Origin of the sequence: Anaeromyxobacter terrae (genome assembly GCF_022690685.1) — a bacterium.
Lineage (GTDB): Bacteria > Myxococcota > Myxococcia > Myxococcales > Anaeromyxobacteraceae > Anaeromyxobacter > Anaeromyxobacter terrae.
Genome location: NZ_JALCYY010000017.1, coordinates 47,395 through 68,613, shown reverse-complemented (window position 1 = coordinate 68,613; position 21,219 = coordinate 47,395). Strand labels below are relative to the sequence as shown.

17 protein-coding genes are annotated in these 21,219 nt (G+C 72.7%); 15 read left to right on the top strand and 2 right to left on the bottom strand.

Features of this window, described 5'->3' with window-relative positions:
• Window position 1: 1 nt before the first annotated feature.
• The 12 genes from MNY62_RS09950 (at window position 2) to MNY62_RS09895 (ending at window position 12,955) form a co-directional block, all read left to right on the top strand.
• A complete protein-coding gene (locus MNY62_RS09950; RefSeq protein ID WP_242343997.1) occupies window positions 2-1,309 on the top strand; it encodes a dihydrolipoamide acetyltransferase family protein in 1,308 nt (435 codons plus the stop codon).
• 7 nt (window positions 1,310-1,316) lie between these two features.
• Window positions 1,317-2,096: a TatD family hydrolase gene (locus MNY62_RS09945; RefSeq protein WP_242344025.1), complete on the top strand. Its 780-nt coding sequence runs from the start codon at window positions 1,317-1,319 to the stop codon at window positions 2,094-2,096.
• Between the two features lie 173 nt (window positions 2,097-2,269).
• Complete coding sequence (locus tag MNY62_RS09940; protein ID WP_242343996.1) at window positions 2,270-3,061, top strand: tRNA threonylcarbamoyladenosine dehydratase; 792 nt, start codon at window positions 2,270-2,272, stop codon at window positions 3,059-3,061.
• A 130-nt stretch (window positions 3,062-3,191) separates the two neighbouring features.
• Window positions 3,192-4,637, top strand: coding sequence for a dihydrolipoyl dehydrogenase (lpdA, locus tag MNY62_RS09935; RefSeq protein ID WP_242343995.1), 1,446 nt, complete (start codon window positions 3,192-3,194; stop codon window positions 4,635-4,637).
• Window positions 4,638-4,651: 14 nt separating this feature from the next.
• Window positions 4,652-5,752, top strand: coding sequence for a lipoyl(octanoyl) transferase LipB (gene lipB / locus MNY62_RS09930; protein ID WP_242344024.1), 1,101 nt, complete (start codon window positions 4,652-4,654; stop codon window positions 5,750-5,752).
• 96 nt (window positions 5,753-5,848) lie between these two features.
• Window positions 5,849-6,388, top strand: coding sequence for an SUKH-4 family immunity protein (locus MNY62_RS09925; RefSeq protein WP_242343994.1), 540 nt, complete (start codon window positions 5,849-5,851; stop codon window positions 6,386-6,388).
• 145 nt (window positions 6,389-6,533) lie between these two features.
• Window positions 6,534-7,925, top strand: a complete 1,392-nt coding sequence (locus MNY62_RS09920) for an aspartate kinase (RefSeq protein WP_242343993.1) — start codon at window positions 6,534-6,536, stop codon at window positions 7,923-7,925.
• Window positions 7,926-8,078: 153 nt separating this feature from the next.
• On the top strand, window positions 8,079-9,101 hold the full coding sequence (locus tag MNY62_RS09915; protein WP_242343992.1) for a hypothetical protein: 1,023 nt from the start codon (window positions 8,079-8,081) through the stop codon (window positions 9,099-9,101).
• 12 nt (window positions 9,102-9,113) lie between these two features.
• A complete protein-coding gene (locus tag MNY62_RS09910) occupies window positions 9,114-9,698 on the top strand; it encodes an RNA polymerase sigma factor (RefSeq protein WP_242343991.1) in 585 nt (194 codons plus the stop codon).
• The gene (locus MNY62_RS09905) at window positions 9,695-10,432 is read left to right on the top strand and encodes a zf-HC2 domain-containing protein (protein WP_242343990.1); all 738 of its coding nucleotides are present in this window, start codon (window positions 9,695-9,697) and stop codon (window positions 10,430-10,432) included. Before MNY62_RS09910 ends, MNY62_RS09905 begins: the two co-directional genes overlap by 4 nt.
• Complete coding sequence (locus MNY62_RS09900) at window positions 10,429-12,012, top strand: caspase family protein (protein ID WP_242343989.1); 1,584 nt, start codon at window positions 10,429-10,431, stop codon at window positions 12,010-12,012. Before MNY62_RS09905 ends, MNY62_RS09900 begins: the two co-directional genes overlap by 4 nt.
• Window positions 12,005-12,955, top strand: a complete 951-nt coding sequence (locus tag MNY62_RS09895) for a hypothetical protein (RefSeq protein WP_242343988.1) — start codon at window positions 12,005-12,007, stop codon at window positions 12,953-12,955. Before MNY62_RS09900 ends, MNY62_RS09895 begins: the two co-directional genes overlap by 8 nt.
• Before the next feature lie 15 nt (window positions 12,956-12,970).
• Here MNY62_RS09895 and MNY62_RS09890 read toward each other — a convergent pair whose 3' ends face one another.
• Complete coding sequence (locus MNY62_RS09890; protein ID WP_242343987.1) at window positions 12,971-13,963, bottom strand: DUF6976 family protein; 993 nt, start codon at window positions 13,961-13,963, stop codon at window positions 12,971-12,973.
• A 179-nt stretch (window positions 13,964-14,142) separates the two neighbouring features.
• Here MNY62_RS09890 and MNY62_RS09885 point away from each other — a divergent pair, with 179 nt between their 5' ends.
• Together MNY62_RS09885 and MNY62_RS09880 are read left to right on the top strand one after the other, a co-directional pair.
• Window positions 14,143-15,669, top strand: a complete 1,527-nt coding sequence (locus tag MNY62_RS09885) for a hybrid sensor histidine kinase/response regulator (RefSeq protein ID WP_242343986.1) — start codon at window positions 14,143-14,145, stop codon at window positions 15,667-15,669.
• Between the two features lie 106 nt (window positions 15,670-15,775).
• Window positions 15,776-16,246 carry a hypothetical protein gene (locus tag MNY62_RS09880; RefSeq protein ID WP_242343985.1) on the top strand — a complete coding sequence of 157 codons (471 nt, stop codon included), beginning with the start codon at window positions 15,776-15,778 and terminating at the stop codon, window positions 16,244-16,246.
• A gap of 199 nt (window positions 16,247-16,445) precedes the next feature.
• Here MNY62_RS09880 and MNY62_RS09875 read toward each other — a convergent pair whose 3' ends face one another.
• Window positions 16,446-17,819: an aminotransferase class I/II-fold pyridoxal phosphate-dependent enzyme gene (locus MNY62_RS09875; RefSeq protein ID WP_242343984.1), complete on the bottom strand. Its 1,374-nt coding sequence runs from the start codon at window positions 17,817-17,819 to the stop codon at window positions 16,446-16,448.
• A 318-nt stretch (window positions 17,820-18,137) separates the two neighbouring features.
• Here MNY62_RS09875 and fdnG point away from each other — a divergent pair, with 318 nt between their 5' ends.
• Window positions 18,138-21,212: a formate dehydrogenase-N subunit alpha gene (gene fdnG, locus MNY62_RS09870; protein ID WP_242343983.1), complete on the top strand. Its 3,075-nt coding sequence runs from the start codon at window positions 18,138-18,140 to the stop codon at window positions 21,210-21,212.
• The last annotated feature ends 7 nt before the right edge of the window (window positions 21,213-21,219 follow it).

The following is a 21,219-nucleotide window of genomic DNA, read 5'->3' as shown; positions in this document are numbered from 1 at the left end:
CATGGCGTACAAGCTCGAGCTCCCGGACATCGGCGAGGGCGTCGTCGAGGCCGAGGTGCAGCAGTGGTTCGTGAAGCCCGGCGACGTCGTCGCCGAGGACCAGCCGCTCGTCGAGGTGATGACCGACAAGGCGACGGTGGTCATCCCCTCGCCGAAGCGCGGGCGCGTGGTGACGCTGTTCTGGAAGGTGGGCGACGTCGCGAAGGTGCACGCGCCGCTCATCGAGCTGGAGCTCGACGGCGCGGCGCCGTCCCCGTCCGCCCCCGCCACGGCCCAGGCGAAGGCCGGGACGGAGGCGCCGGCGGCCCGCAGCGCCGCGCCCGGCGTGGACGCTCCGGCCGCGAAGGCCGCCGCGCCGCGCCCCGCGGGCCAGAAGGCCCTCGCGACACCGGCCGTGCGCGCGCTCGCGCGGGAGCTCGAGATCGACATCAACGCGGTGGCCGGCTCCGGGCCGGGCGGGCGGGTGACGAAGGACGACCTCGCCGCGTTCCGGAACGGCACGAACGGGCACGGCCGGCCGGAGCGCCCGGCCGCTCCGGTGACGGAGCTCGCACCGGCCCGGGCGGCGGCCCCGGCGCCCATCCCGCTCCGCCCCGAGGGCGGCGGCGTCGAGGAGCGCGTGCCGCTCCGCGGCGTGCGCAAGCGGATCGCCGAGAACATGGCCCGCTCGAAGCGGACCGCCGCGCACTTCACCTTCGTGGAGCAGTGCGACGTGACGGAGCTCGCGCGGGTGAAGGACCGGATCGCCGCCGCCGCGAAGGACGAGGGCGTGAAGGTCACGTTCCTCCCGTTCATCGTGAAGGCGGTCGTCGCCGCGCTGAGGAAGTTCCCGAGGCTCAACGCGACGATGGACGACGAGCGGGGCGAGCTCGTCGTGCACCGCCGCCACGACATCGGCATCGCCTCCGCGACCGACGCGGGGCTCGTCGTGCCGGTGGTGCGCGGCGCCGATCGGCGCTCGCTCGTCGAGCTCGCGCGGGAGATCGAGCGGCTCGCGCAGGACGCGAAGGCCGGCCGCGCGCGCCCCGAGGACATGGGCCGCTCGACGTTCACCATCACGAGCCTCGGCGCGCTCGGCGGGATGTTCGCGACCCCGGTCCTCAACTACCCCGAGGTGGGCATCCTGGGCGTGCACCGCATCCGGCCGACGCCGGTCGTGCGGGACGGGCAGGTGGTGGTTCGCGACGTGATGCACGTCTCGATCACGAGTGACCACCGCGTCATCGACGGGCACGAGGCGGCCGCGTTCTGCTACGAGATCATCCGGACGCTCGAGGACCCGAACCTGCTCTTCATGCACATGGCGTAGGCCCGCGCTGATCGACACCCACTGCCACCTCGACAAGCTCGAGTTCGCGCCCGATCGCGATCGGGTCGTCGAGCGCGCGCGGGCGGCGGGCGTCACGGAGCTCGTGGTCCCGGCGATCGGTCCGGACGGCTGGGCGGGGCTCGCGGGCTGGGCGCGCAGCACCCCGGGTGTCCACTTCGGGCTCGGCGTCCACCCGCAGCTCCTCCCCGAGCTCGACCCGCGGGACGACGCGCGGCACCTCGCGGCGCTCGAGGCCGCGCTCGCCGAGGGCGGCGCGGTGGCCGTGGGGGAGTGCGGCCTCGATGGGCCGAGCGTCGCCGCCGGCGCCCCGCTCGAGCGGCAAGTGCGCGTGCTCCGCGCGCACCTCGCCCTCGCCCGCCGGCACCGGCTGCCGGTCGTGCTCCACTGCCTGAAGCTCCACGAGCCGCTCCTCGCGCTCCTCGACGAGGCGCCGCTGCCGGCGGGGGGCGTGCTCCACAGCTTCTCGGGGAGCGCCGACCAGGTGAAGGGCTACCTGCGCTTCGGCCTCCACTTCTCGTTCGCCGGCCCCGTGACCTACGAGCGCGCGCGGCGCCCCATCGCCGCCGTCCAGGCGGTCCCGCCGGAGCGGCTGCTCCTCGAGACCGACGCGCCGGATCAGACGCCGCGGCCGCACCGCGGCCGGAACGAGCCCGCCTTCCTGCCGGAGATCGCCGCCGCCGTGGCGAGCGCGACCGGGCGCACGCTCGCGGAGGTGGACGCGCTCACGAGCGAGAACGCCCGGGCGCTCTTCCGGCTCGGGCGCTAGGGGCGTAGAACGACGCGCGCATGGACACGCGTCATCTTGCCGGGGGGACGCAGACGGCGCGCCCCCCCGGTCCCCCCGCTCGCTCCGGCGCAGCCTCCTCCGGCTGCGCCCCCTCTCGCAGTCCTGTCTCGCCCCGCCACGACCGCACCGCCCGCCTCCTCGGGCCGGAGGCCATGGAGCGGCTCGCCGCGGCGCACGTGGTCGTGCTCGGCGTCGGCGGCGTGGGGAGCTTCACCGCAGAGGCGCTCGTGCGCGCCGGCGTCGGGCGGGTGACGCTCGTCGACGGCGAGCGGGTCGACGAGACCAACGCGAACCGGCAGCTCCACGCGCTCGAGGGCGCGTTCGGCGCGCTCAAGGTCGAGGAGATGGCGGCGCGGCTCGCCCGGGTGAGCCCGGCCGTGCGGGTGGACGCGATCGCCGAGTTCTACTCCGAGGCGAGCGCGGAGCGGATCGTCCCGCCGGGCGTGTCGTTCGTCGTCGACGCGATGGACACCGTGGTCGCGAAGCTCCACGTCATCCAGCGCTGCCTCGCGCTCGGCATCCCGATCGTCACCTCGCTCGGCGCCGCGCGCCGGCTCGATCCCACCGCCATCCAGGTGACCGACCTGTGCGAGTCGCACACCGATCAGCTCGCCAAGGACGTCCGCAAGTACCTGCGCCGGCGCCATGGGATCTCCGCCGCCCAGCCCACGGGCGTCCTCGCCGTCTGGTCGGTCGAGACGCCGCGCGAGACGCTCGCGCTGCCGGGCGATGGGGACGGTGTCCCCGGGGCGCGCCCGCGCGGGACGGAGGAGCGTCGCCGTGGCCCGAAGGTCTACGGCAGCGCGGCGTTCGTCACCGGCGCGTTCGGCCTCGCCGCCGCCGCCGCCGTGGTGCAGCGGCTCTCGGGCATCGCGCCCGAAGTGCACTGCGTCCTCTCCGAGAAGGAGGAGGCGCGGCGGCGCAAGCGGTCCCGCACCCGCTGAGCGAGCGCCCCGTCCCTCTCGGGGGAGCCGCTTTCGTGTTGACCGTCGGCTCGCCGCCGATAGAGTCCCCGCGCGCGCGAGCTCGCGCGGTTACATCTCACCCGCGGGACTTCACCAAGGAGAGCGCTCCATGGCCACCAAGACCTTCGACGCCGTCGTCATCGGCGCCGGCGTGGGCGGGTACCCCGCCGCCATCCGGCTCGCGCAGCTCGGGAAGAAGGTTGCGCTCGTCGAGAAGGAGACGCTCGGCGGCGTGTGCCTGAACTGGGGGTGCATCCCCTCCAAGGCCCTCATCGCCGCGGCCAACCTCGTGGACGAGATCAAGGGCGCGGCCGAGCGCGGCATCATGGTCGGCGAGCCGAAGGTGGACGTCGCGAAGCTGCGCGAGTTCAAGAACGGCGTCGTGAAGAAGCTCACGAGCGGGGTCGGCCTGCTCGAGAAGGGCAACGGCGTCGAGGTGGTGAAGGGGACGGCGACGTTCGTGTCGCCCACCGCCATCGACGTCGAGCAGAACGGCGAGCGGACGCGCATCGAGGCGCAGGCCTTCATCGTCGCGACCGGGGGGCGCCCGGTCGAGATCCCGGGCTTCAAGTTCGACGGCAAGGACGTGTGGAGCGCGAAGGAGGCCGTCGATCTCCCGGAGGTGCCCAACCGGCTCGTCTGCATCGGCGGCGGGATCATCGGGATGGAGCTCGGCACGGTCTACGCGAAGCTCGGCTCGCAGGTCACGTTCCTCGAGGCGCTGCCGAACATCCTCACCGGCATCGACCCGGAGGCCGTGCGGCTCGTGCAGAAGAACCTCCGTCAGCGCGGTGTCACCGTGCACGTGAACGCGAAGGCCAAGGGCTTCGAGCGCAAGGGCGCCGCGCTCGCCGTCAAGGTCGAGGTGGAGGGGAAGGAGACGACGATCGAGTGCGACAAGATCCTCGTCGCCGTCGGGTTCCGGCCGAGCCCCGAGGGCCTCGGGCTGGAGAAGATCGGCGTGAAGGTCGGGCCGAAGGGCATCGAGGTCGACGCGCAGTACCGGACGAGCGTGCCGTCGGTCTTCGCGATCGGCGACGTGACGGGCGGGCCCTTCCTCGCGCACAAGGCGTCGAAGGAGGGCGAGATCGCGGCGGAGGTGATCGCCGGGATGAAGTCCGCGCGCGACTGGGTCGCGATGCCGGGAGGAATCTTCACGGACCCCGAGATCGGTACCGTCGGGCTCTCCGAGGAGGAGGCCCGCGCGCAGGGGCACGATCCCATCACCGGGAAGTTCGCGTTCGGCGCCCTCGGCCGCGCGATCGCGATCCACCACACCGAAGGGTTCGTGAAGGTGGTCGCCGACCGCGCCTCGAAGCTCATCCTGGGCGTGACGGCGGTCGGGCCGGAGGCGGCGGATCTCATCGCCGAGGCCACGCTCGCGCTCGAGATGGGCGCTTACCTCGAGGACGTCGCGCTCACCATCCACGCCCACCCGACGCTCCCGGAGGCGTTCATGGAGGCCTGCAAGACGGCGCTCGGCGAGCCCATCCACATGCTGAAGCCCCCCGAGCGCAAGAAGAAGGGCGAGGAGCCCGCGCCCGCGCGGGCATGACGGGCGCCACGAACGTGCGCACGCTCCTCGTCCACAGGCTCGGCCGCGTCGAGTACGAGGACGGCCTCGCGCTCATGCGCCTCGCAGGCGACGCGGTGCGAGCCGCGACGCCGCCCGGGATCGACCACCTCTTCCTGCTCGAGCACCCGCCGGTCGTGACGCTCGGGCGCGGCGCGGACCGGGCGAACATCGTCGCCGCGCCGGCCTGGCTCGCGAAGCAGGGCTTCGAGCTGCACGACACCGACCGCGGCGGCGACGTCACCTACCACGGGCCCGGCCAGATCGTCGGCTACCCCGTCGTCGATCTCAACGACCGCCCCGACGTCCGCCGGTACGTCACCGCGCTCGAGGAGGCGATGATCCGCACCTGCGGGGACTACGGGGTCGAGGCGGGCCGGCACGCGGAGCACAGGGGCGCCTGGATCGGCCGCAAGAAGGTCGGCGCGATCGGCGTCCACCTGTCGCGCTGGGTGACCTCGCACGGCTTCGCGTTCAACGTCCGCACCGACCTCACGCACTTCCAGGTGATCGTGCCGTGCGGCATCGCAGATCCGAGGCTCGGGGTCACGAGCCTCGAGGCCGAGCTGCGCGAGCGGGGCAGGGCGGTGCCGGAGCTGCCGGAGGTCGAGGAGCGGCTCGCCGCCCACGCGGCCGAGGCCCTCGAGCGCGCGCGCGCCGACGCGGCGCCGGATCTGCGCACGATCTCGGTCGTGCCGATCGGCGCCGACGGACGCGTGCTGCTCCTGCGCCGCAGCGAGGCGCGCGGCGGCTTCTGGCAGCCGGTGACCGGGCGCATCGAGCCGGGCGAGCGCGAGGCGGAGGCGGCGCGGCGCGAGCTCCACGAGGAGACCGGCGCGGACGTGCCGGTCGAGCCGCTCGGCTACCGGCACGCCTTCGGGATCGATCCCGCCCTGGCGCGGCTCCCCGAGGGCGCGCTGCGGCTCGCGGAGGAGACCGCCTTCGCCGCCCGGCTCCCGCCGGGCTTCGAGGTGCGCATCTCCGACGAGCACGCCGAGCACGCGTGGCTCGCGCCGGAGGAGGCCGCCCTGCGGCTTCGCTTCCCGGGGCTGCGCAAGGCGGTGCGGCTCGCGACCGGCTCCTCCGTCGTGCGTTGAGCCCACCTTCCTCCTGCCTCGCGCTCGCGCTCGCGGCGCGAAATGTGGTTGGAGGTGGTTCCGGGCTGCGCGTTCGCGCCACCCCCCGGTCATGGCATGATGCGCGCCGTGGTCGTCACCGAGCGCCATCGCCTCCGCGAGAAGTACCCGGACCTCGGCGCCGCCGCGCGCACGCTCGCGCTGCGCGGCGTGCCGCGCGAGGTCCGCATCCCGGGCTGGACCGGCCCGACTTTCTTCACCTCCGAGCTCGCCGACGGGCGGCTCCGCACGCTCGAGCAGTTCGCCGGCGGCGCCGCCGAGGGGGCGGGGGTGGTGGCGGGCTGGGTGCTCGGCTCCATGCGCGACCCGATGTCGTGGGGCGACGAGCCGGCCGCCGCGGTGTTCGTCCTCGAGCGGGGGAGCGGCCGCGTGCTGCTCGTCGATCTGGAGCAGGGGCAGCGGCCCGTGTTCGTGAGCTCGAGCGCGGGCCTGTTCCTCGACGCGATCGACGTGTTCCTGCAGTGGTGGGGTGACGAGGAGTCGGTCGCGCAGCGGCTCAAGCGGATCCGCACGGATCTCGCGCGCATCGACCCGCCCTCGATGGCCTCGCCCTCGAACCACTGGCCGCAGTGGCTCGACGATCTGAACGAGCTGTAGGGCCCGACGGAACGGTCTCACCTGGCTCCCGGACCCCGGCGGTCGGCCGCTCGCGCCCCAGGGGGGTCGCCATCCCGGCCACAGTTGGTATCATCCCGGCTTTCGCCCGGAACCCAACACCTTCCAGCCCCGCGGGACCCGTTCGATGATCAGCGTCGAGAAGATCGGTGGAACCTCGATGTCGGCGTTCGAGGATGTCCTCCGCAACATCATGCTGCGCGACCCGAAGCGCGTGCACGGACGCGTGTACGTCGTGTCCGCCTACGCCGGCGTGACGAACCAGCTCCTCGAGCACAAGAAGACCGGCGAGCCCGGCGTGTACGCGCGCTTCGCGAACGGCGCGGACTACGTGGGCGCCCTCGAGAAGCTCACCGGGCAGCTGAAGGAGATCAACGCGGGCCTCGCGCCGCTCGGCCTCGATCTCGCCCGCGCCGATGGCTTCATCGAGCGGCGCATGCGGGAGCTGCGCGCGTACCTCGACTCGATGCGCCACGTCCTCGCGAGCGGCTACCTCCGGCGCGACAGCGTGCTCCTCGCCGCGCGCGAGATGCTCGCCGCCATCGGCGAGGCGCACAGCGCCTTCAACAGCGTGGAGATCCTGAAGGCGAAGGGCGTCGCGGCCTCGCTCATGGACCTCACCGGCTTCGACGACGACGAGCCGTTCACGATCGACGAGCGCATCCACGCCTCGTTCAAGGGGATCGACCTCGCGCACCAGGTGGTGGTCGTCACCGGCTACACGAAGGGCGTCGAGGGGATCATGCGGGAGTTCGACCGCGGCTACTCCGAGGTCACCTTCAGCAAGGTCGCGGTCGAGATCAAGGCCGACGAGGCGGTCATCCACAAGGAGTTCCACCTCTCCTCGGCCGATCCGCAGCTCGTGGGCGCGGAGAACGCGGTCGTGGTCGGCATGACGAACTACGACGTCGCCGATCAGCTCGCCGACGTGGGCATGGAGGCGATCCACCCGAAGGCGGCGAAGCCGATGGAGCTCGCGGGCATCGCCATCCGGCTCAAGAACACCTTCGAGCCCGACCACCCCGGAACGCTCATCACCAAGCAGTACGTCGGCAAGCAGGCGCGCATCGAGATCATCGCAGGGTCACCGAAGGTGACCGCCGTCGAGATCCACGATCCGTCGATGGTCGGGACGGTCGGCTTCGACTACGGGGTGATGGAGCTCTTCCACAAGCACGGGGTCTCGTACATCCTCAAGGCCACCAACGCGAACTCGATCACCCACGTCGTCTGGGACAAGTCGGTGAGCGCGGGCTTCGTCGAGGAGCTCGAGAACGCCTACGAGGTCGTGACCGCCGTGCCGTCCGCGATCGTCTGCGTCATCGGCACGAACATCGCGTTCCCGGGCGTCCTCGCCCGCGCGACCGCGGCGCTCGCCGAGAACCGCATCAACGTGAACGCCGTCTCGCAGTCGCTGCGCCAGACGAGCATCCAGTTCGTCATCAACCGGGACGACTACAAGCGGGCGGTGGTGGCGCTCAACTCGGCGCTCTGCCTCAACCCGCCGGTCGCTGCGTAGCCCCCGGGCGACGTCCGGCGAGCGTCGCCACCCACCTCCGCGCACCCCCCTCGCGGCACGGGCTCGCCTGCCCGTTTCCATTCCGAGGGGGGTAGCGTGTCTCTCTCCGTAGACCGCGCCGGAATGAACCGGCCGACCACCGAGGTCTTCGAGATGAGAAAGACGATCGCCACCCTGGCCCTCGCCGTGCTCGCGTCAGCCTGCGGCAAGCAGGACATCACCCCGGACGAGGCGCGGAGCGCCATCCCCGCGGCGAGCGCCATCCGCATCGACACGCCGAAGGACAGCGCCGACGCGTCGTCCACGGCCGCCTCCCCCGCCGCGCTGACCGCGACGACGGCGGCCGACGCGACCTTCGACGCCCGGTTCCCCGCCGTCACGACCTCGGACTACGCGCGCTGGTCCTACGTCACCGCCTGGACCGTGAACGGCGGAGCGTGGTGGACGCTCGCCACGATCCGCTTCATCACGCTCCTCCCGCCGACCGGCTGCAGCGGCGACACCTGCACCTGGGGGCCCTGGGACGAGGAGAGCAAGATCACCGCGGGCCTGAAGGTGAAGCGCTGGCAGCTCGTCGTCACGAAGGTCGAGGAGGGCAAGTTCCGCTACGAGCTCTCGGCCATGAACCTCGTCGAGCCCGGCCCGTTCCTCCCCATCGTGAGCGGCGTGGCCGAGCCGGCCGCCGCGGGTCGCGGCAAGGGTGAGCTCACCGTCTCCTTCGAGAACGCCCGCCAGCTCCCCGAGTCCGAGCTGCGCTACGGCACGCTCTCCCTCCAGTACGACACCACCGCCGCGACCCGCATCGACGCGCAGCTCGTCGGCTCCCGCGACGAGCAGAACGGGAACCCGCTCGACGCCGCGTACGCGTTCGTGGCGACCGGCGCCGGCGGCGACCTCCAGGTCGCGTTCCGGGGCCAGGACCCGGCGGCGAACCCGGTGGGCCTCTCGCTCCACACGCGCTGGGACGGGACGGGCTCGGGCCGCGGCGACGCCCGCGTCTTCGCCGAGGGCGTGAACGGGAGCTGGACGTTCGACTACGGCGCGAGCGAGTGCTGGGCGGGCAAGGCGGGCGCGTTCGCGCTCACCTACGACACCGACCCGGTGTTCGGCGACGTGTCGGCCTGCGCCGCCGCGTTCCAGGGCGAGCCGCAGTACTCGACGCTCGACGTCCCCTGAGCAAGAGTCCGGATGGCGCGGCTCGAGGTCATCGCGGGAGGGAGGGCCGGCCCCGCCGGCCCGCTCCCCGCGGCCTCGCCGGCGGCCGGGCTCGTCGAGGAGCTCTACCGCCGGCACGCCGCGGGGGTGCTCGCGCGCTGCCGCTACCTGCTGCGCGACGAGGAGGGGGCGCGCGACGCGGCGCAGGAGGTCTTCGTCCGCGCGCTGCGCGCGCTCCCCGAGCTGCGCGCTGCCGCCTCGCCCACCGCCTATCTCATGACCGCCGCGACGCACCATTGCCTGAACGTCCTGCGCGCCTCGCGGGCCGCGTGGCAGGACGAGCTCGCGCGGCTCGCCCAGGAGCGGCGCAGCGCGGGCATCCTGCCCGAGTCCCGGGAGCTGGTCCGTGTGCTCCTCGGCGCGGCGCCGGCGGAGGCGCAGGAGGTCGCCGTGCTCTACTTCGTCGACGAGCTGACGCAGGCCGAGATCGCCGAGGCGACCGGCCGGAGCCTCCCGACGGTCCGCAAGCGGCTGCGCGAGTTCCTGGGCGCCGCGCGCGGCGCGCTGCGCGAGGCGTTCCCCGACCTCTCCCTGCCCGACCCGGAGGAGCTGCCATGAGGACCGAGCTGGGCGGCCCCGGCGTCGCGTGCTCGATCACACGGATCCGCCGCCTCGAGGCGGGCGAGCTCGCGGGGGACGAGCGCTCCCGCACCGAGGCGCACCTCGCAGGCTGCGCCCGGTGCCAGGCGTCGGCGCGCGAGCTCGCGCGCGAGCGCGAGGCGCTCCACGCGTCGCTCCCGTTCGAGCGGTTCGCCGCGGGGGTCGCGGAGGGGCTCGCCCGCGCGGACGCGCCGGTGGTCGCGCCGCGCCTCCGCCTCCTCCGCGCCGGGCTGGCGCTCGCGGCCGTCGTCGTCGCCCTGGCGGCGGTGCCGCTCCTCCTGCGGATCGTGCCGGGGCCGGACGCGCAGGGCTGGCGCGCGAAGGGCGCGATCGAGCTCACGCTGTGGGCGAGCGAGGCCGGGAGCGTGCGGGCGCTCGCGGCGGGCGAGCCGGTGCCGCCCGGGGCATCGCTGCGCGTCGGACTCCCTGCGACGGGGCACGCCCACGCCGCGGTGGCCCTCGTCGACCGCGATGGCGTCGCGGTCCTCTACGCCGGGCCGGCCACGGCGGGGGCGGTGGGGGACGCGTTCGCGTGGACGGGCGCCGGGGACGGCGCGCTCGTCGCGGTGCTCGACGATCGGCCGGTCGACGTCGGCGCGCTGCGCGCCCGGCTGGCGCAGCGGGGCGCGAACGGAGCCGCCGGGGCCGGCGCCGAGGTTATCGTCCGGCCGCTCGCGCGGGGACGAAGGTGATCCGGGCCCTCGCAGCCGCCGCGGTCCTCGTCCTCGCGATCCCCTCCGGGCGCGCCGCCGAGCCGCACCGCTTCGCGCTCGTGGCGGGCGCGCCCGACGGCGGGGCCGGCACCGTGAAGCTCCGCTACGCCGAGCGCGACGCGCGGCGCATCCACGGCATCCTGACCCGCGTCGGCGGCGTCCGCCCCGAGGACGCGCGCCTCCTGCTCTCCGGGACCGCGGGCGAGCTCATGCGCGCGCTCGCGGAGCTGTCGGACCGGGCCGGCGCGGCGCGCGCCCGCGGCGAGCGCACCGTGCTCCTCGTCTACTACTCCGGCCACGCGAAGGACGGCGCGCTCCGGCTCGGGAGCGGGCGCGTGCCGTTCGAGGCCCTCCGCGCCGCGCTCGAGGCCGCGCCCGCCGACGTCCGCGTGGGGCTCGTCGACTCCTGCCGCTCCGGGGCCATCGCCCGCGCCAAGGGCGTCCGGCCCGCGCCGGCCTTCGACGTCTCGGCGGCGGAGGAGGGGCCGCGCGGGCTCGTGCTCATCGCCTCGTCCGCCGGGGACGAGGACTCGCAGGAGTCGGACGCCATCGGCGCGAGCTGGTTCACGCACCACCTCGCCTCGGGCCTCCTCGGCGGCGCCGACGCCTCCGGCGACGGTCGCGTCACGCTCTCCGAGGCGTACGCGTACGCGTACGCGCGCACCGTCGGCTCCACCGCCTCGAGCGCGGGCGGCGTCCAGCACCCGGTGTTCCTCTACGATCTCGGCGGGTCCGGGGATCTCGTGCTCACCGACCTCGCGCCCGTCACGGGCGGGCTCCTGTTGCCCGCGGCGGCGGAGGGGCTCTACGTCGTGCTCGACGGCGCCGGGCGCGCGGTCGCCGAGGTGGCGAAGGGCGCGGGTGCCGAGCGGCGCGTGGCGCTCCCCGCCGGCCGGTACACCGTGAAGAAGCGGCTCGCCGACGACTCGGCGCTCCTCGTGACGCCGGTCTCGGTCGGGGGCGGCGCGCCGGCCGTCGTGGACGACGCGCGCATGGACCGAGTCCGGCTCGATCGCGATCCGCAGAAGGGCTTCTCGGGCACGCGCTGGGCGCTCGTGGCCGGGCTCGGCGCGCAGCGCTTCTTCGATCGCGCCGCGCGGGACGGGCTCTTCCCGCCCGCGACGCTCGGCGGGCTGGAGCTCGCGGTCCGCGACGACCTCGGGCGCGGGCTCGCCTGGGGGATCGACGCGGCGCTGGGCGGCGGCGCCGGCACGCTGCGGCTGCCCGGCGTCGAGCCCATCCCGGTGAAGTTCGCGGAGGTTGCGTGCGGCGCCTCGCTCTGGAAGGACCTCGTCCTCGGGCCGGTGGTGCTCTCGGCGGGCGCGCGGGTCGGGCTCACCTTCCTCGGCCGCAGCTTCCCGGCGCGCGAGGAGCTGCCGAGCCAGACCTTCTTCACCGTGACGCCCGGGCTCGTGGGCGGCGCCGCCTGGCGCCTCACGCCGCGCCTCGCCGCCCTCGCGCGCCTGCGGGTCTCGTACCTCTTCTACAACGTCGACGAGAACCGGAGCCTCGGGTTCGTCGAGGGGATGCTGGGGGTGGAATATGCGCTCGGTGAATAGGGCGATCGTTCCCGCGCTGTGCCTCGGGCTCTGCGCCGCCTGCGGCGACTACTCGACCGAGGACCTCCGCTTCCTCGCCGCCGTGCCGAGCCGCGCCGACCTGCGCGTGGAGGTCCCGGCGGACGCGCAGGCCAGCGCCGGCGCCTCGGCGCAGGTCGCCGCCTGCCCCACGCGCCCCGCCGCCACGTGGCTGCGCGCGAAGCCCGAGTCGGACCGGCTGAACGGCGCGATCGAGTTCCTGCTCGGACTCGTGGACGTCGTCCGGAAGGAGCCGCCGTCGTGGCGGCAGGTGGACGCCCGCGGCTGGGGGCCGTTCCCGGACGATCGCCACCCGGGCCGCGAGCTCCGGGTGACGATCCTGCGGCAGTTCCCGAACGGCGCCGAGGCGCCGCCCACGTTCGCGTACGCGTTCGACGCCCGCGTCACGTCCGGCGGCGCCTGGACCACGGTGCTCGCCGGCTCGTTCGAGGGCGCGTCCGCCTCGAGGGGGAAGGGGACGCTCGGGCTCGACTTCGACGCGCTCTGGACGCTCGGCATGGCCGACGCGACCACGCCGCGCGGACGGATGGGGGTGGAGTACGACCGGTCCGCCGATCCGGTGACGATCGGCCTCGTGCTCGACCAGGACGGCTTCGGGCTCGCGCAGTTCGGCTACCGCTTCGAGGGTTACGCGGACCGCAGCGGCAAGTTCACGTACGCGTTCCGGAACGCCCAGGGCGACCTGCTCGTGGTGACCGCCTCGTTCGACGCCGCGTCGGCGGGCCGCGCCGCGGTCGGCTTCCGCACCGTGGGCGGGGTGACGGGCGGCTTCCGCGAGTGCTGGGACCCCACCGCCTGCCTCGTCTACGTGGACGACCCCGCCGCGTTCAGCTGCGGCGGCGCCTTGCCCTGCTCGCTGGGCGACGTCTCGGCGTGTCCGGCCGTGCCCTCGCCGCCGTTCTGATCGCGAGGGCGAGCGTCAGCCTCGATCCGAGACGGTGAGATAGACCATCGTCTGGTTCAGGAGCTGGTACGCGATCTCGCCGAAGGTGGCGGGGCCGACGATGTCTCCCGTGGTCCTGCCCTCCAGCGACGAGTTGACGAAGTTCACGACGCAGTTGCACGAGAGCGCGACACGCTCGGCGATCCCGGTGGGGAGCGCCGAGACGAACGCGTCCACGTAGTCCTCGACCGGCCGGGCGTGGTGGTAGCGGACCCCGGCGAACACCGGAGCGTAGAACCGGACCTCGCCCCGCGCTCGATCGACGGCCTGGAAGCTCACGTTGATCGCCGCGCCGAAGTAGTCGGCGACGAGGGGCAGGCGCGCGTCGAGGCCCGCCTCCTCGACATACTCGGCGAAGTTGCGCTCCCGGCCGTCGATCTCCGCGGTGCTCGCGGAGAAGCCGGTCGCCGGGAAGGTGATGGCGGGCCCGGTCCCCTTCTCGAAGATGTTGAGGATCGCCACCTCCGCGCGCACGCCCGGGGGGAAGGCGACGTGCATCACGACGGCCTGGTCCTCCAGCGCCTCGGCCGTGGTGCCGTCGAACACCTTGGGCCGCGTCTTGCCGAGCTCGGAGAGGTCGACCCCCGAGATCCAGCCGAAGAGCGGGGCGGTGGCGAACTTCTCGTACCTGGGCGCGTTCATCGCGAAGGCGAGGTGCACGCGGCTCGCGTACGGGGCGATGACGACGCCCATCGCGCTTGGCGGCAGCTCGGAATACACCCGCGCGATCCCGGTCTCGTCGTAGCGGCGGATCCCCGCGTACTCCGAGCGCGCGGGGATCCTGTCGACGAAGACGCGCCGGCGGTCCACCACGCCGCCTTCCTCGCTCATGAAGTACGGGATGGTCCCCGCGATCCACTTCCCCCGGGGCAGCAGGCTGAGCCTGCCCTCGTCGCCGGCGAGCAGCAGCGTCTCCCCGCCGCGGATCAGCGCCGCGACCTCGTCCACCTCGAGGAGATGCCGTTGCACCACCTCGACCATATACCCGAAGCAGCGGCGGGAGCCGTCGCGGTCCCCGCGCCCTCTCTCCGCCCGAGGGCGGGTGCGCCGGCTGCCGGACGGAGCGTCCGGGCGCGCGGTCGCGCGGCACGCGCGTCGCGGCCGCCCCGGCGCAGGAGCGAGAGGCGGACGGAGGCACGGCAGCAGACATGAGCCTGCTCGCTCAGCAGCTCCGGCTCAGCGCGATCGAGGCGGAGGTGAGCCGCTTCCAGCGGTTCGCCAACGACGCCCCGATCGGCATCCTCTTCATCAGCAGAGACGCCACCGTTCAGTTCGCGAACGACGAGTACCTCCGCATCGTCGGCCGTTCGCGGGCGGAGTTCGAGGCCGAGCGGTTCCGGGTCGGTGCCGCCCGGCCGCCCGAGTGGTTGCATCCCGAGCTCGCCGGGCGGCACGAGAGCGAGTGCGTCCGGCCCGACGGTACACGGGTCCCGATCCTCGTCGGCCTCTCGATCCAGCAGGATGGCGTCGCCGCGTTCGTCGTCGACCTCACCTCCGAGAAGGCGGCGGAGCGCGCGCGACAGGAGAGCGAGGAGCGCCTTCGCGCGATCGCCGAGCAGCTCGCGGAGGCGGACCGGCGCAAGGACGAGTTCTTCAGGATCCTGTCGCACGAGCTCCGCAACCCCCTCGCGCCCATCCGGAACGCGCTGCACCTCCTCGGCCGCGCGCCGGACGACCCCGTGCGTTCCGCGCGGGCTCGCGCGGTCATGGAGCGCCAGATCGGGCATCTCTCGCGCATCGTCGACGACCTGCTCGACGTCTCGCGGATCACGCACGGGCGCATCCAGCTCCGCCGCGAGCCGCTGGATCTCGCGCGGGTGGTCCACGACGCGGTCGAGGACCACCGCGCCGGGTTCGACGCGATCGGTGTCGCCCTCGTCCTGCAGCTGCCGCCAGGGCCGGTCGCGGTGGAGGGCGACGAGACGAGGATCGCGCAGGTCGTGGGAAACCTGCTCGCCAACTCGGCGAAGTTCACGCCGCGCGGCGGCGCGGTCACGGTGCGCGTCGAAGAAGGGCCCGGGCGCGCCGCGCTCCTCCAGGTCTGCGACACGGGGGAGGGGATCGAGGCGGACGTCCTCCCGCGGCTGTTCGAGCCGTTCTCGCAGGCCGACCGCAGCCTCGCACGCTCCCGCGGCGGGCTCGGCCTCGGGCTCAGCGTCGTGAAGCGCCTCGTCGAGCTGCACGGCGGGACGGTCGCCGCCACGAGCGCCGGCAAGGGGGCAGGGACGGAGGTCGCGGTGCGCCTGCCGCTCGCCGCGGCGCCGCGCGCGCCCGCGCCGCGGGAGGCGCCCGGTGTCGCGGCGTGCGCCGCGCACGTGCTCATCGTCGAGGACAACGCGGACGCGGCGGAGACGTTGCGCGACGCACTCGAGCTCGAGGGGGTGGTCGTCACGGTCGCGCCCGACGGCGAAGCAGGGCTCGCGGCCGCCCGGCGGCGGCCGCCGGACCTCGTCATCTGCGACATCGGGCTCCCGGGTGAGCTCGACGGCTACGGCGTCGCGCGCGCGGTCCGCGCCGATCCCGCCCTGCGCCACCTGCCGCTCGTGGCGCTGACCGGCTACGCCGGCCCGGAGGATCGGGCGCGGGCGCGGGAGGCCGGCTTCGACCAGCACCTGGGCAAGCCCACCTCGCTCGGCGACCTGCTCGGCGCGATCCGCTCGCTCATCCGCGCGTGATCGCGCGCGGCGTCGCGTCCGCAGGGCTCGGCGCCACTCGCGGCTCACCGCCCTCACTCATTACTACCCGGAAAGTTGCCAGGTCCGATCGGACGCTGCCGCGGCGGTGATCGCGACCACGCAAGTTGAGGGAGCGATCGGAGTTATTGCAGCGGAAACCATGGCAGCCGCAGGGTATTCTTTGAATCGCTCCGAGTCGGAGCGCGCGGCGGGCCTCACTGGGATGTCCAAGATCCGGATGAAGAGAGATCGAGCCGTGGTGCTGATCGCTGAAAGCGTCGCATTCCTTTCAGACGGCGACGAGAGATCCTTCTTCGGATGGGTCGAGAGCGTCCCTGGCGTGAAGAGCGTGCAAGGTCGCGGCCGAGCCTTGCTGATCACTTTCGCGGGCAAGCGCCTGCCCGACGAGTCTTTACGTGAAGTGATTGCCCTGTTCTTCCGTTATGGCGTCGAGATGACTCAGCTTGCCGACCTGCTCACTGAAGGGAATAGAGCGTGGTTTGCGAACCCAAAAGCCTACTGGTACCGCAACGTCTTCAAGGGGCGTGTTCGGGCCCGCCGTGCGGATGCTGATTGACCGGTCGGGGAGGCATGGCTGGCGAGCGTAGCCGTGGCAGCGACCCTCCGTGCACTCACGGAGGACGTCGCCATTGGGCGTAGGCGAGCACCGGAACGTCCTGAGTGCGTTGCGGCCGCGAGCCGATAGGACGCGGGCATGAAGCGGTCGCGCCGCTGGCGTATCCGTCCGGCGATGCCTTCGGTCGCAGTCTCCCCCGCTAACGCCCGCGCCGCTCGCAGAAGCTCGCGTGGAAGCGGCCGATCCGCTCCACCACCGCCTCGAGCTTGTCGACGGGCGGCAGGATGGTGGTCCGGAAGTGCCAGGTGCCGGCCTGCTGGCCGAAGCCGGAGCCGGGCACCACGCAGATGCCGGTCTCCTCGAGCAGGGCGAGGCACCACTCGTCGTCGGTCGCGCCCTCGGGCAGGGTGATCCGCGGGAACGCGTACATCGCGCCCGCCACCCGGTTGCACGAGATCCCCGCGATGCGGTTGAGGCCGCGCTCCACGAGCCCGGCGCGGCGGCGGAGGCTCTCGAGGACCTCGCCCCGCTCGCGCACGAACGTCGCGTGGGACGGCTCGCCCGGCCGCGGCGGCCGCACGAGCAGGTAGGTCACGATCTGCCCCACCGTGTTCGCGCACAGCGCGATCGACTGCAGCTTCGTGATCTCGTCCATCACCGGCGCGGGGACGTTGCGGCACTCGAGGTAGCCGCCGCGGTGCCCGCACTCGCCCAGATAGCCCTTCGAGACGGAGTGGAAGCTGAAGAGCGAGACGTCGCGCAGGCCGAGCCGCTCCAGCACGCTCGCGAACGAGACGAACCGGTCGCCGGGGAGGTAGACGTTGGCCTGGTAGACCTCGTCGGCCAGCACCGCGAGCCCGCGCTCGCGCGCGAAGCGGAGCACGCCCTCGACGTTCTTCTCGTCGAGCACCGCGCCGGTCGGGTTGCCCGGGTTGATGACGCAGATGGCCCGCGGGCGGATCCCGCGCGCCCGGGCCTCGTCGTACGCGCGCTCGAGGTCGCCGAGCGAGAGCCCCCAGTCCGCGCTCTCGTCGAGCGGGTAGGGCACCGCCGCACCGCCGTAGAGCGTGAGGGTCGCCGAGTAGAGCGGGTACTGCGGGGTGGGGATGAGCGCGCCGTCGCGGCCGTCGGCGATGAGGAGCCGGAGCACCGACTGGACGCCCTTGCTCGCGCCGTCGGTGAGGAAGATCGCCTCGGGATCCGAGGCGATGCCGTCGCGCGCGCGGATGAAGTCCGCCACCGCCTCGCGCACGAAGCGTAAGCCCTTGCTCTCGGTGTACGCGCCCAGGCCGTGCTGGGAGGCGCGCAGCACCTCGCGGGCGACCTCGACGGCGTCGGCAGGGAAGGTCCCGGCGGGCACGCGCTCGAGGAGCTCCGGGTACTCCGCGAGCGCCAGCACCTGACGAACCCACGAGAGCGGCCGCTGCCCGAGGGCCTGCGGGTTCCCGATGTTGCAGTAGATGACCTCGCGGCCCTGGCGCTCGAGCTCCTGCGCGCGGGCGACGATCGGGCCTCGGACGGCGTACTGCGCCTCGCGCACCACCGGCGCGACGTCTTCGATTCGGACGACCATGCCGGCGCAGGATACGACGCCCCGGCCGGAGCCGCGAGCCCACGGGCGCTCGCCGACGGCGTGCGCCGGGAAAAGGCTGGATGACAGCGCTTCTCGTGCGGCGGGAGCTCGTGCTCCGGCCGGCAGTCGGTACGGCGAGCGCGCGGGGCGGCGCCCGACCCGGCGATCCTCCCGCGACGCGCGTCGCGATGCGTCATGCCGGCGGGCCGATGAGCACAATTTGGTCCCGGAGCAGGATTCCCCAAAATTCCGCGACCTTCTGCCGCAGCCGGCGAGAGCATTCGTGGACGGCACTAGGGGCGATCCCGGAGACCCTCCATGAACCTGTCTCGACGCCAGTTTCTCAAGCTCACCACGTCGGGGATCGGGGCCACGAGCCTCGGCGCGCTCGGGTTCGCCCCCGACCGCGTCCTCGCCGACGTTCGCAACTTCAAGCTCGCCTCGACGACGCAGACGCGGAACACCTGCCCGTACTGCTCGGTCAGCTGCGGCGTCATCATGTACGGCCTCGGCGATCGGTCGAAGAACGCGCACCTCAAGCTCGTGCACATCGAGGGTGATCCGGATCACCCCGTGAACCGCGGCACGCTCTGTCCGAAGGGCGCGAGCCTCATCGACTTCGTGAACAGCCCGCACCGGCTCAAGTTCCCCGAGTACCGCGCGCCCGGCGCCAGCGAATGGCAGCGCGTCACCTGGGAGTGGGCGCTCGACCGCATCGCGCGCCTCATGAAGGACGATCGCGACAAGAACTTCGTCGCGAAGAACGCCGCGGGCGTGACGGTGAATCGCTGGACCACCGTCGGGTTGCTGGCGGCGAGCGCCTCGTCCAACGAGACGGGCTACCTCACGCACAAGATCTTCCGGTCCATGGGCATGACCGCCATGGATAACCAAGCACGTGTTTGACACGGCCCCACGGTGGCCGGTCTGGCCCCCTCGTTTGGCCGTGGCGCGATGACGAACCACTGGGCGGACATCAAGAACGCCAACGTCATCGTCGTGATGGGCGGCAACCCCGCGGAGGCGCACCCCTGCGGCTTCAAGTGGGTGACGGAGGCGAAGGCGCACAACAAGGCGCGGCTCATCGTGATCGATCCGCGCTTCACCCGGACGGCCGCCGTCGCCGATCAGTTCGTCCAGATCCGCCCCGGGACCGACATCGCGTTCCTGGGCGGCGTCATGAACTACCTGCTCTCGAACGACGCCATCCAGCACGAGTACGTGAAGTCGTACACGAACGCGGCGTTCATCGTGCGCGCCGACTTCCACTTCGACGACGGGCTCTTCTCCGGCTACGACGAGGCCGGCCGCAAGTACGACAAGTCGACCTGGGTGTACGAGCTCGGGCCGGACGGCTACGCCAAGGTGGATCCCACGCTCCAGGATCCGCGCTGCGTCTACCAGCTCCTCAAGAAGCACTACTCCCGCTACACGCCGGAGGTCGTCTCCTCGATCACGGGCGCCAGGAAGGAGGAGTTCCTCGAGGTCTGCAAGACGATCGCGTCCACCGCGCCCGCCGACCGGACCATGACGAGCCTCTACGCGCTCGGCTGGACCCAGCACACCGTCGGGACCCAGAACATCCGCGCGATGGCGATGATCCAGCTCCTCCTCGGCAACGTGGGGATGGCGGGGGGCGGCGTGAACGCGCTGCGCGGCCACTCGAACATCCAGGGGCTCACGGACGTGGGAGTCCTCTCCGACCTGCTCCCCGGCTACCTGACGGTGCCGAAGGAGGCGGACAAGGACGTGGACACCTACCTCGCCGCGCGCACGCTGAAGCCGCTGCGTCCGGGGCAGATGAGCTACTGGCAGAACTACCCCAAGTTCTTCGTGTCGCTGCAGAAGGCGTGGTGGGGAGGCGCCGCGACGAAGGACAACCAGTGGGCCTACGAGTACCTGCCGAAGCTGGACAAGGTCTACGACATCCTCACCGTCTTCGAGCTCATGCACCAGGGGAAGGTGAACGGCTACATCTGCCAGGGCTTCAACATCCTCGCCTCGGCGCCGCACAAGGCGAAAAACCTCGAGGCGCTCTCGAAGCTCAAGTTCCTCGTGGTGATCGACCCGCTCGTCACCGAGACCTCCACGTTCTGGAGGAACGCGGGCGAGCTCAACCCGGTGGACCCCGCGAAGATCGAGACGGAGGTGTTCCGCCTGCCGTCCGGCTGCTTCGCCGAGGAGGACGGCTCGCTGACGAACTCGGGCCGCTGGCTGCAGTGGCACTACAAGGGCGCGGAGCCGCCGGGCGATGCGAAGACGGATCTCGAGATCCTCGGCGAGCTCTTCCACCGGATCCGGACCCTCTACGCGAAAGAGGGCGGCGCGTTCCCGGACCCCATGGTGAAGCTGGCCTGGCCGTACGCGGTCGCGAGCCGACCGTCGGCCGAGGAGCTCGCGCGCGAGTACAACGGCTGGGCGCTGGCCGACCTCCCCGATCCGAAGGACAAGACGAAGATCGTGGTCAAGCGCGGTGACCAGCTCACCACGTTCGGCCAGCTCACCGACGACGGCTCCACCGCGGCGGGCTGCTGGATCTACACGGGCAGCTACACCGACAAGAACAACATGGCGCGCCGGGAGACCGCCGATCCCAGCGGGCTCGGGCTCACGCCCTCGTGGGCGTGGTCGTGGCCGGCCAACCGGCGGGTCCTCTACAACGGCGCATCGTGCGATCCCACGGGCAAGCCCTGGGATCCGCGCCGCGCGCTCGTGAAGTGGAACGGCGAGAAGTGGGTCGGCCCCGACGTGCCCGACTTCAAGGTGGACCAGCCTCCCGCATCCGAGTCGGGGATGGCGCCGTTCATCATGAACCCGGAGGGCGTCGGGCGCCTGTTCGGCGCGGACAAGCTGACCGACGGCCCGTTCCCGGAGCACTACGAGCCCTTCGAGAGCCCACTCGCGAAGAACCCGCTCCACGAGCGGGCCGTCGCGAGCACGAACCCTGCGGCGCGCATCTTCGCGGGGGACAAGGCGGCGCTCGGCACCTCGGAGAAGTTCCCGTACGCCGCGACGACGTACCGGCTCACCGAGCACTTCCACTTCTGGACGAAGCACGCGCGCATCCCGGCCATCCTCCAACCCGAGCAGTTCGTGGAGATCGGGGAGGCGCTCGCGAAGGAGAAGGGGATCCGCGACGGGGAGCGGATCCGCGTGCGCTCGAACCGCGGCGAGATCGTGGCGAAGGCGGTGGTGACGAAGCGGATCCGGCCGCTCACGGTGGCGGGGAGGACGATCCACACGGTGGGCATCCCCATCCACTGGGGGTTCGAGGGGCTCACCAAACCCGGGTACCTCGCCAACACGCTCACGCCCGCGGTGGGAGACGCGAACGTCCAGACCCCCGAGTTCAAGGCGTTCACGGTGAACGTCGAGAAGCTCGGGGTGGCGTGAGGAGGCG

Bases quoted from the DNA above. Each gene is read 5' to 3' on its own strand.
- MNY62_RS09905 (WP_242343990.1), top strand. From the start codon at position 9,695: ATGAGGACCGAGCTGGGCGGCCCCGGCGTCGCGTGCTCGATCACACGG.
- MNY62_RS09940 (WP_242343996.1), top strand. From the start codon at position 2,270: ATGGAGCGGCTCGCCGCGGCGCACGTGGTCGTGCTCGGCGTCGGCGGC.
- MNY62_RS09950 (WP_242343997.1), top strand. From the start codon at position 2: ATGGCGTACAAGCTCGAGCTCCCGGACATCGGCGAGGGCGTCGTCGAG.
- lpdA (WP_242343995.1), top strand. From the start codon at position 3,192: ATGGCCACCAAGACCTTCGACGCCGTCGTCATCGGCGCCGGCGTGGGC.
- MNY62_RS09915 (WP_242343992.1), top strand. From the start codon at position 8,079: ATGAGAAAGACGATCGCCACCCTGGCCCTCGCCGTGCTCGCGTCAGCC.
- MNY62_RS09910 (WP_242343991.1), top strand. From the start codon at position 9,114: ATGGCGCGGCTCGAGGTCATCGCGGGAGGGAGGGCCGGCCCCGCCGGC.
- MNY62_RS09875 (WP_242343984.1), bottom strand. From the start codon at position 17,819: ATGGTCGTCCGAATCGAAGACGTCGCGCCGGTGGTGCGCGAGGCGCAG.
- MNY62_RS09920 (WP_242343993.1), top strand. From the start codon at position 6,534: ATGATCAGCGTCGAGAAGATCGGTGGAACCTCGATGTCGGCGTTCGAG.
- MNY62_RS09925 (WP_242343994.1), top strand. From the start codon at position 5,849: ATGATGCGCGCCGTGGTCGTCACCGAGCGCCATCGCCTCCGCGAGAAG.
- MNY62_RS09885 (WP_242343986.1), top strand. From the start codon at position 14,143: ATGAGCCTGCTCGCTCAGCAGCTCCGGCTCAGCGCGATCGAGGCGGAG.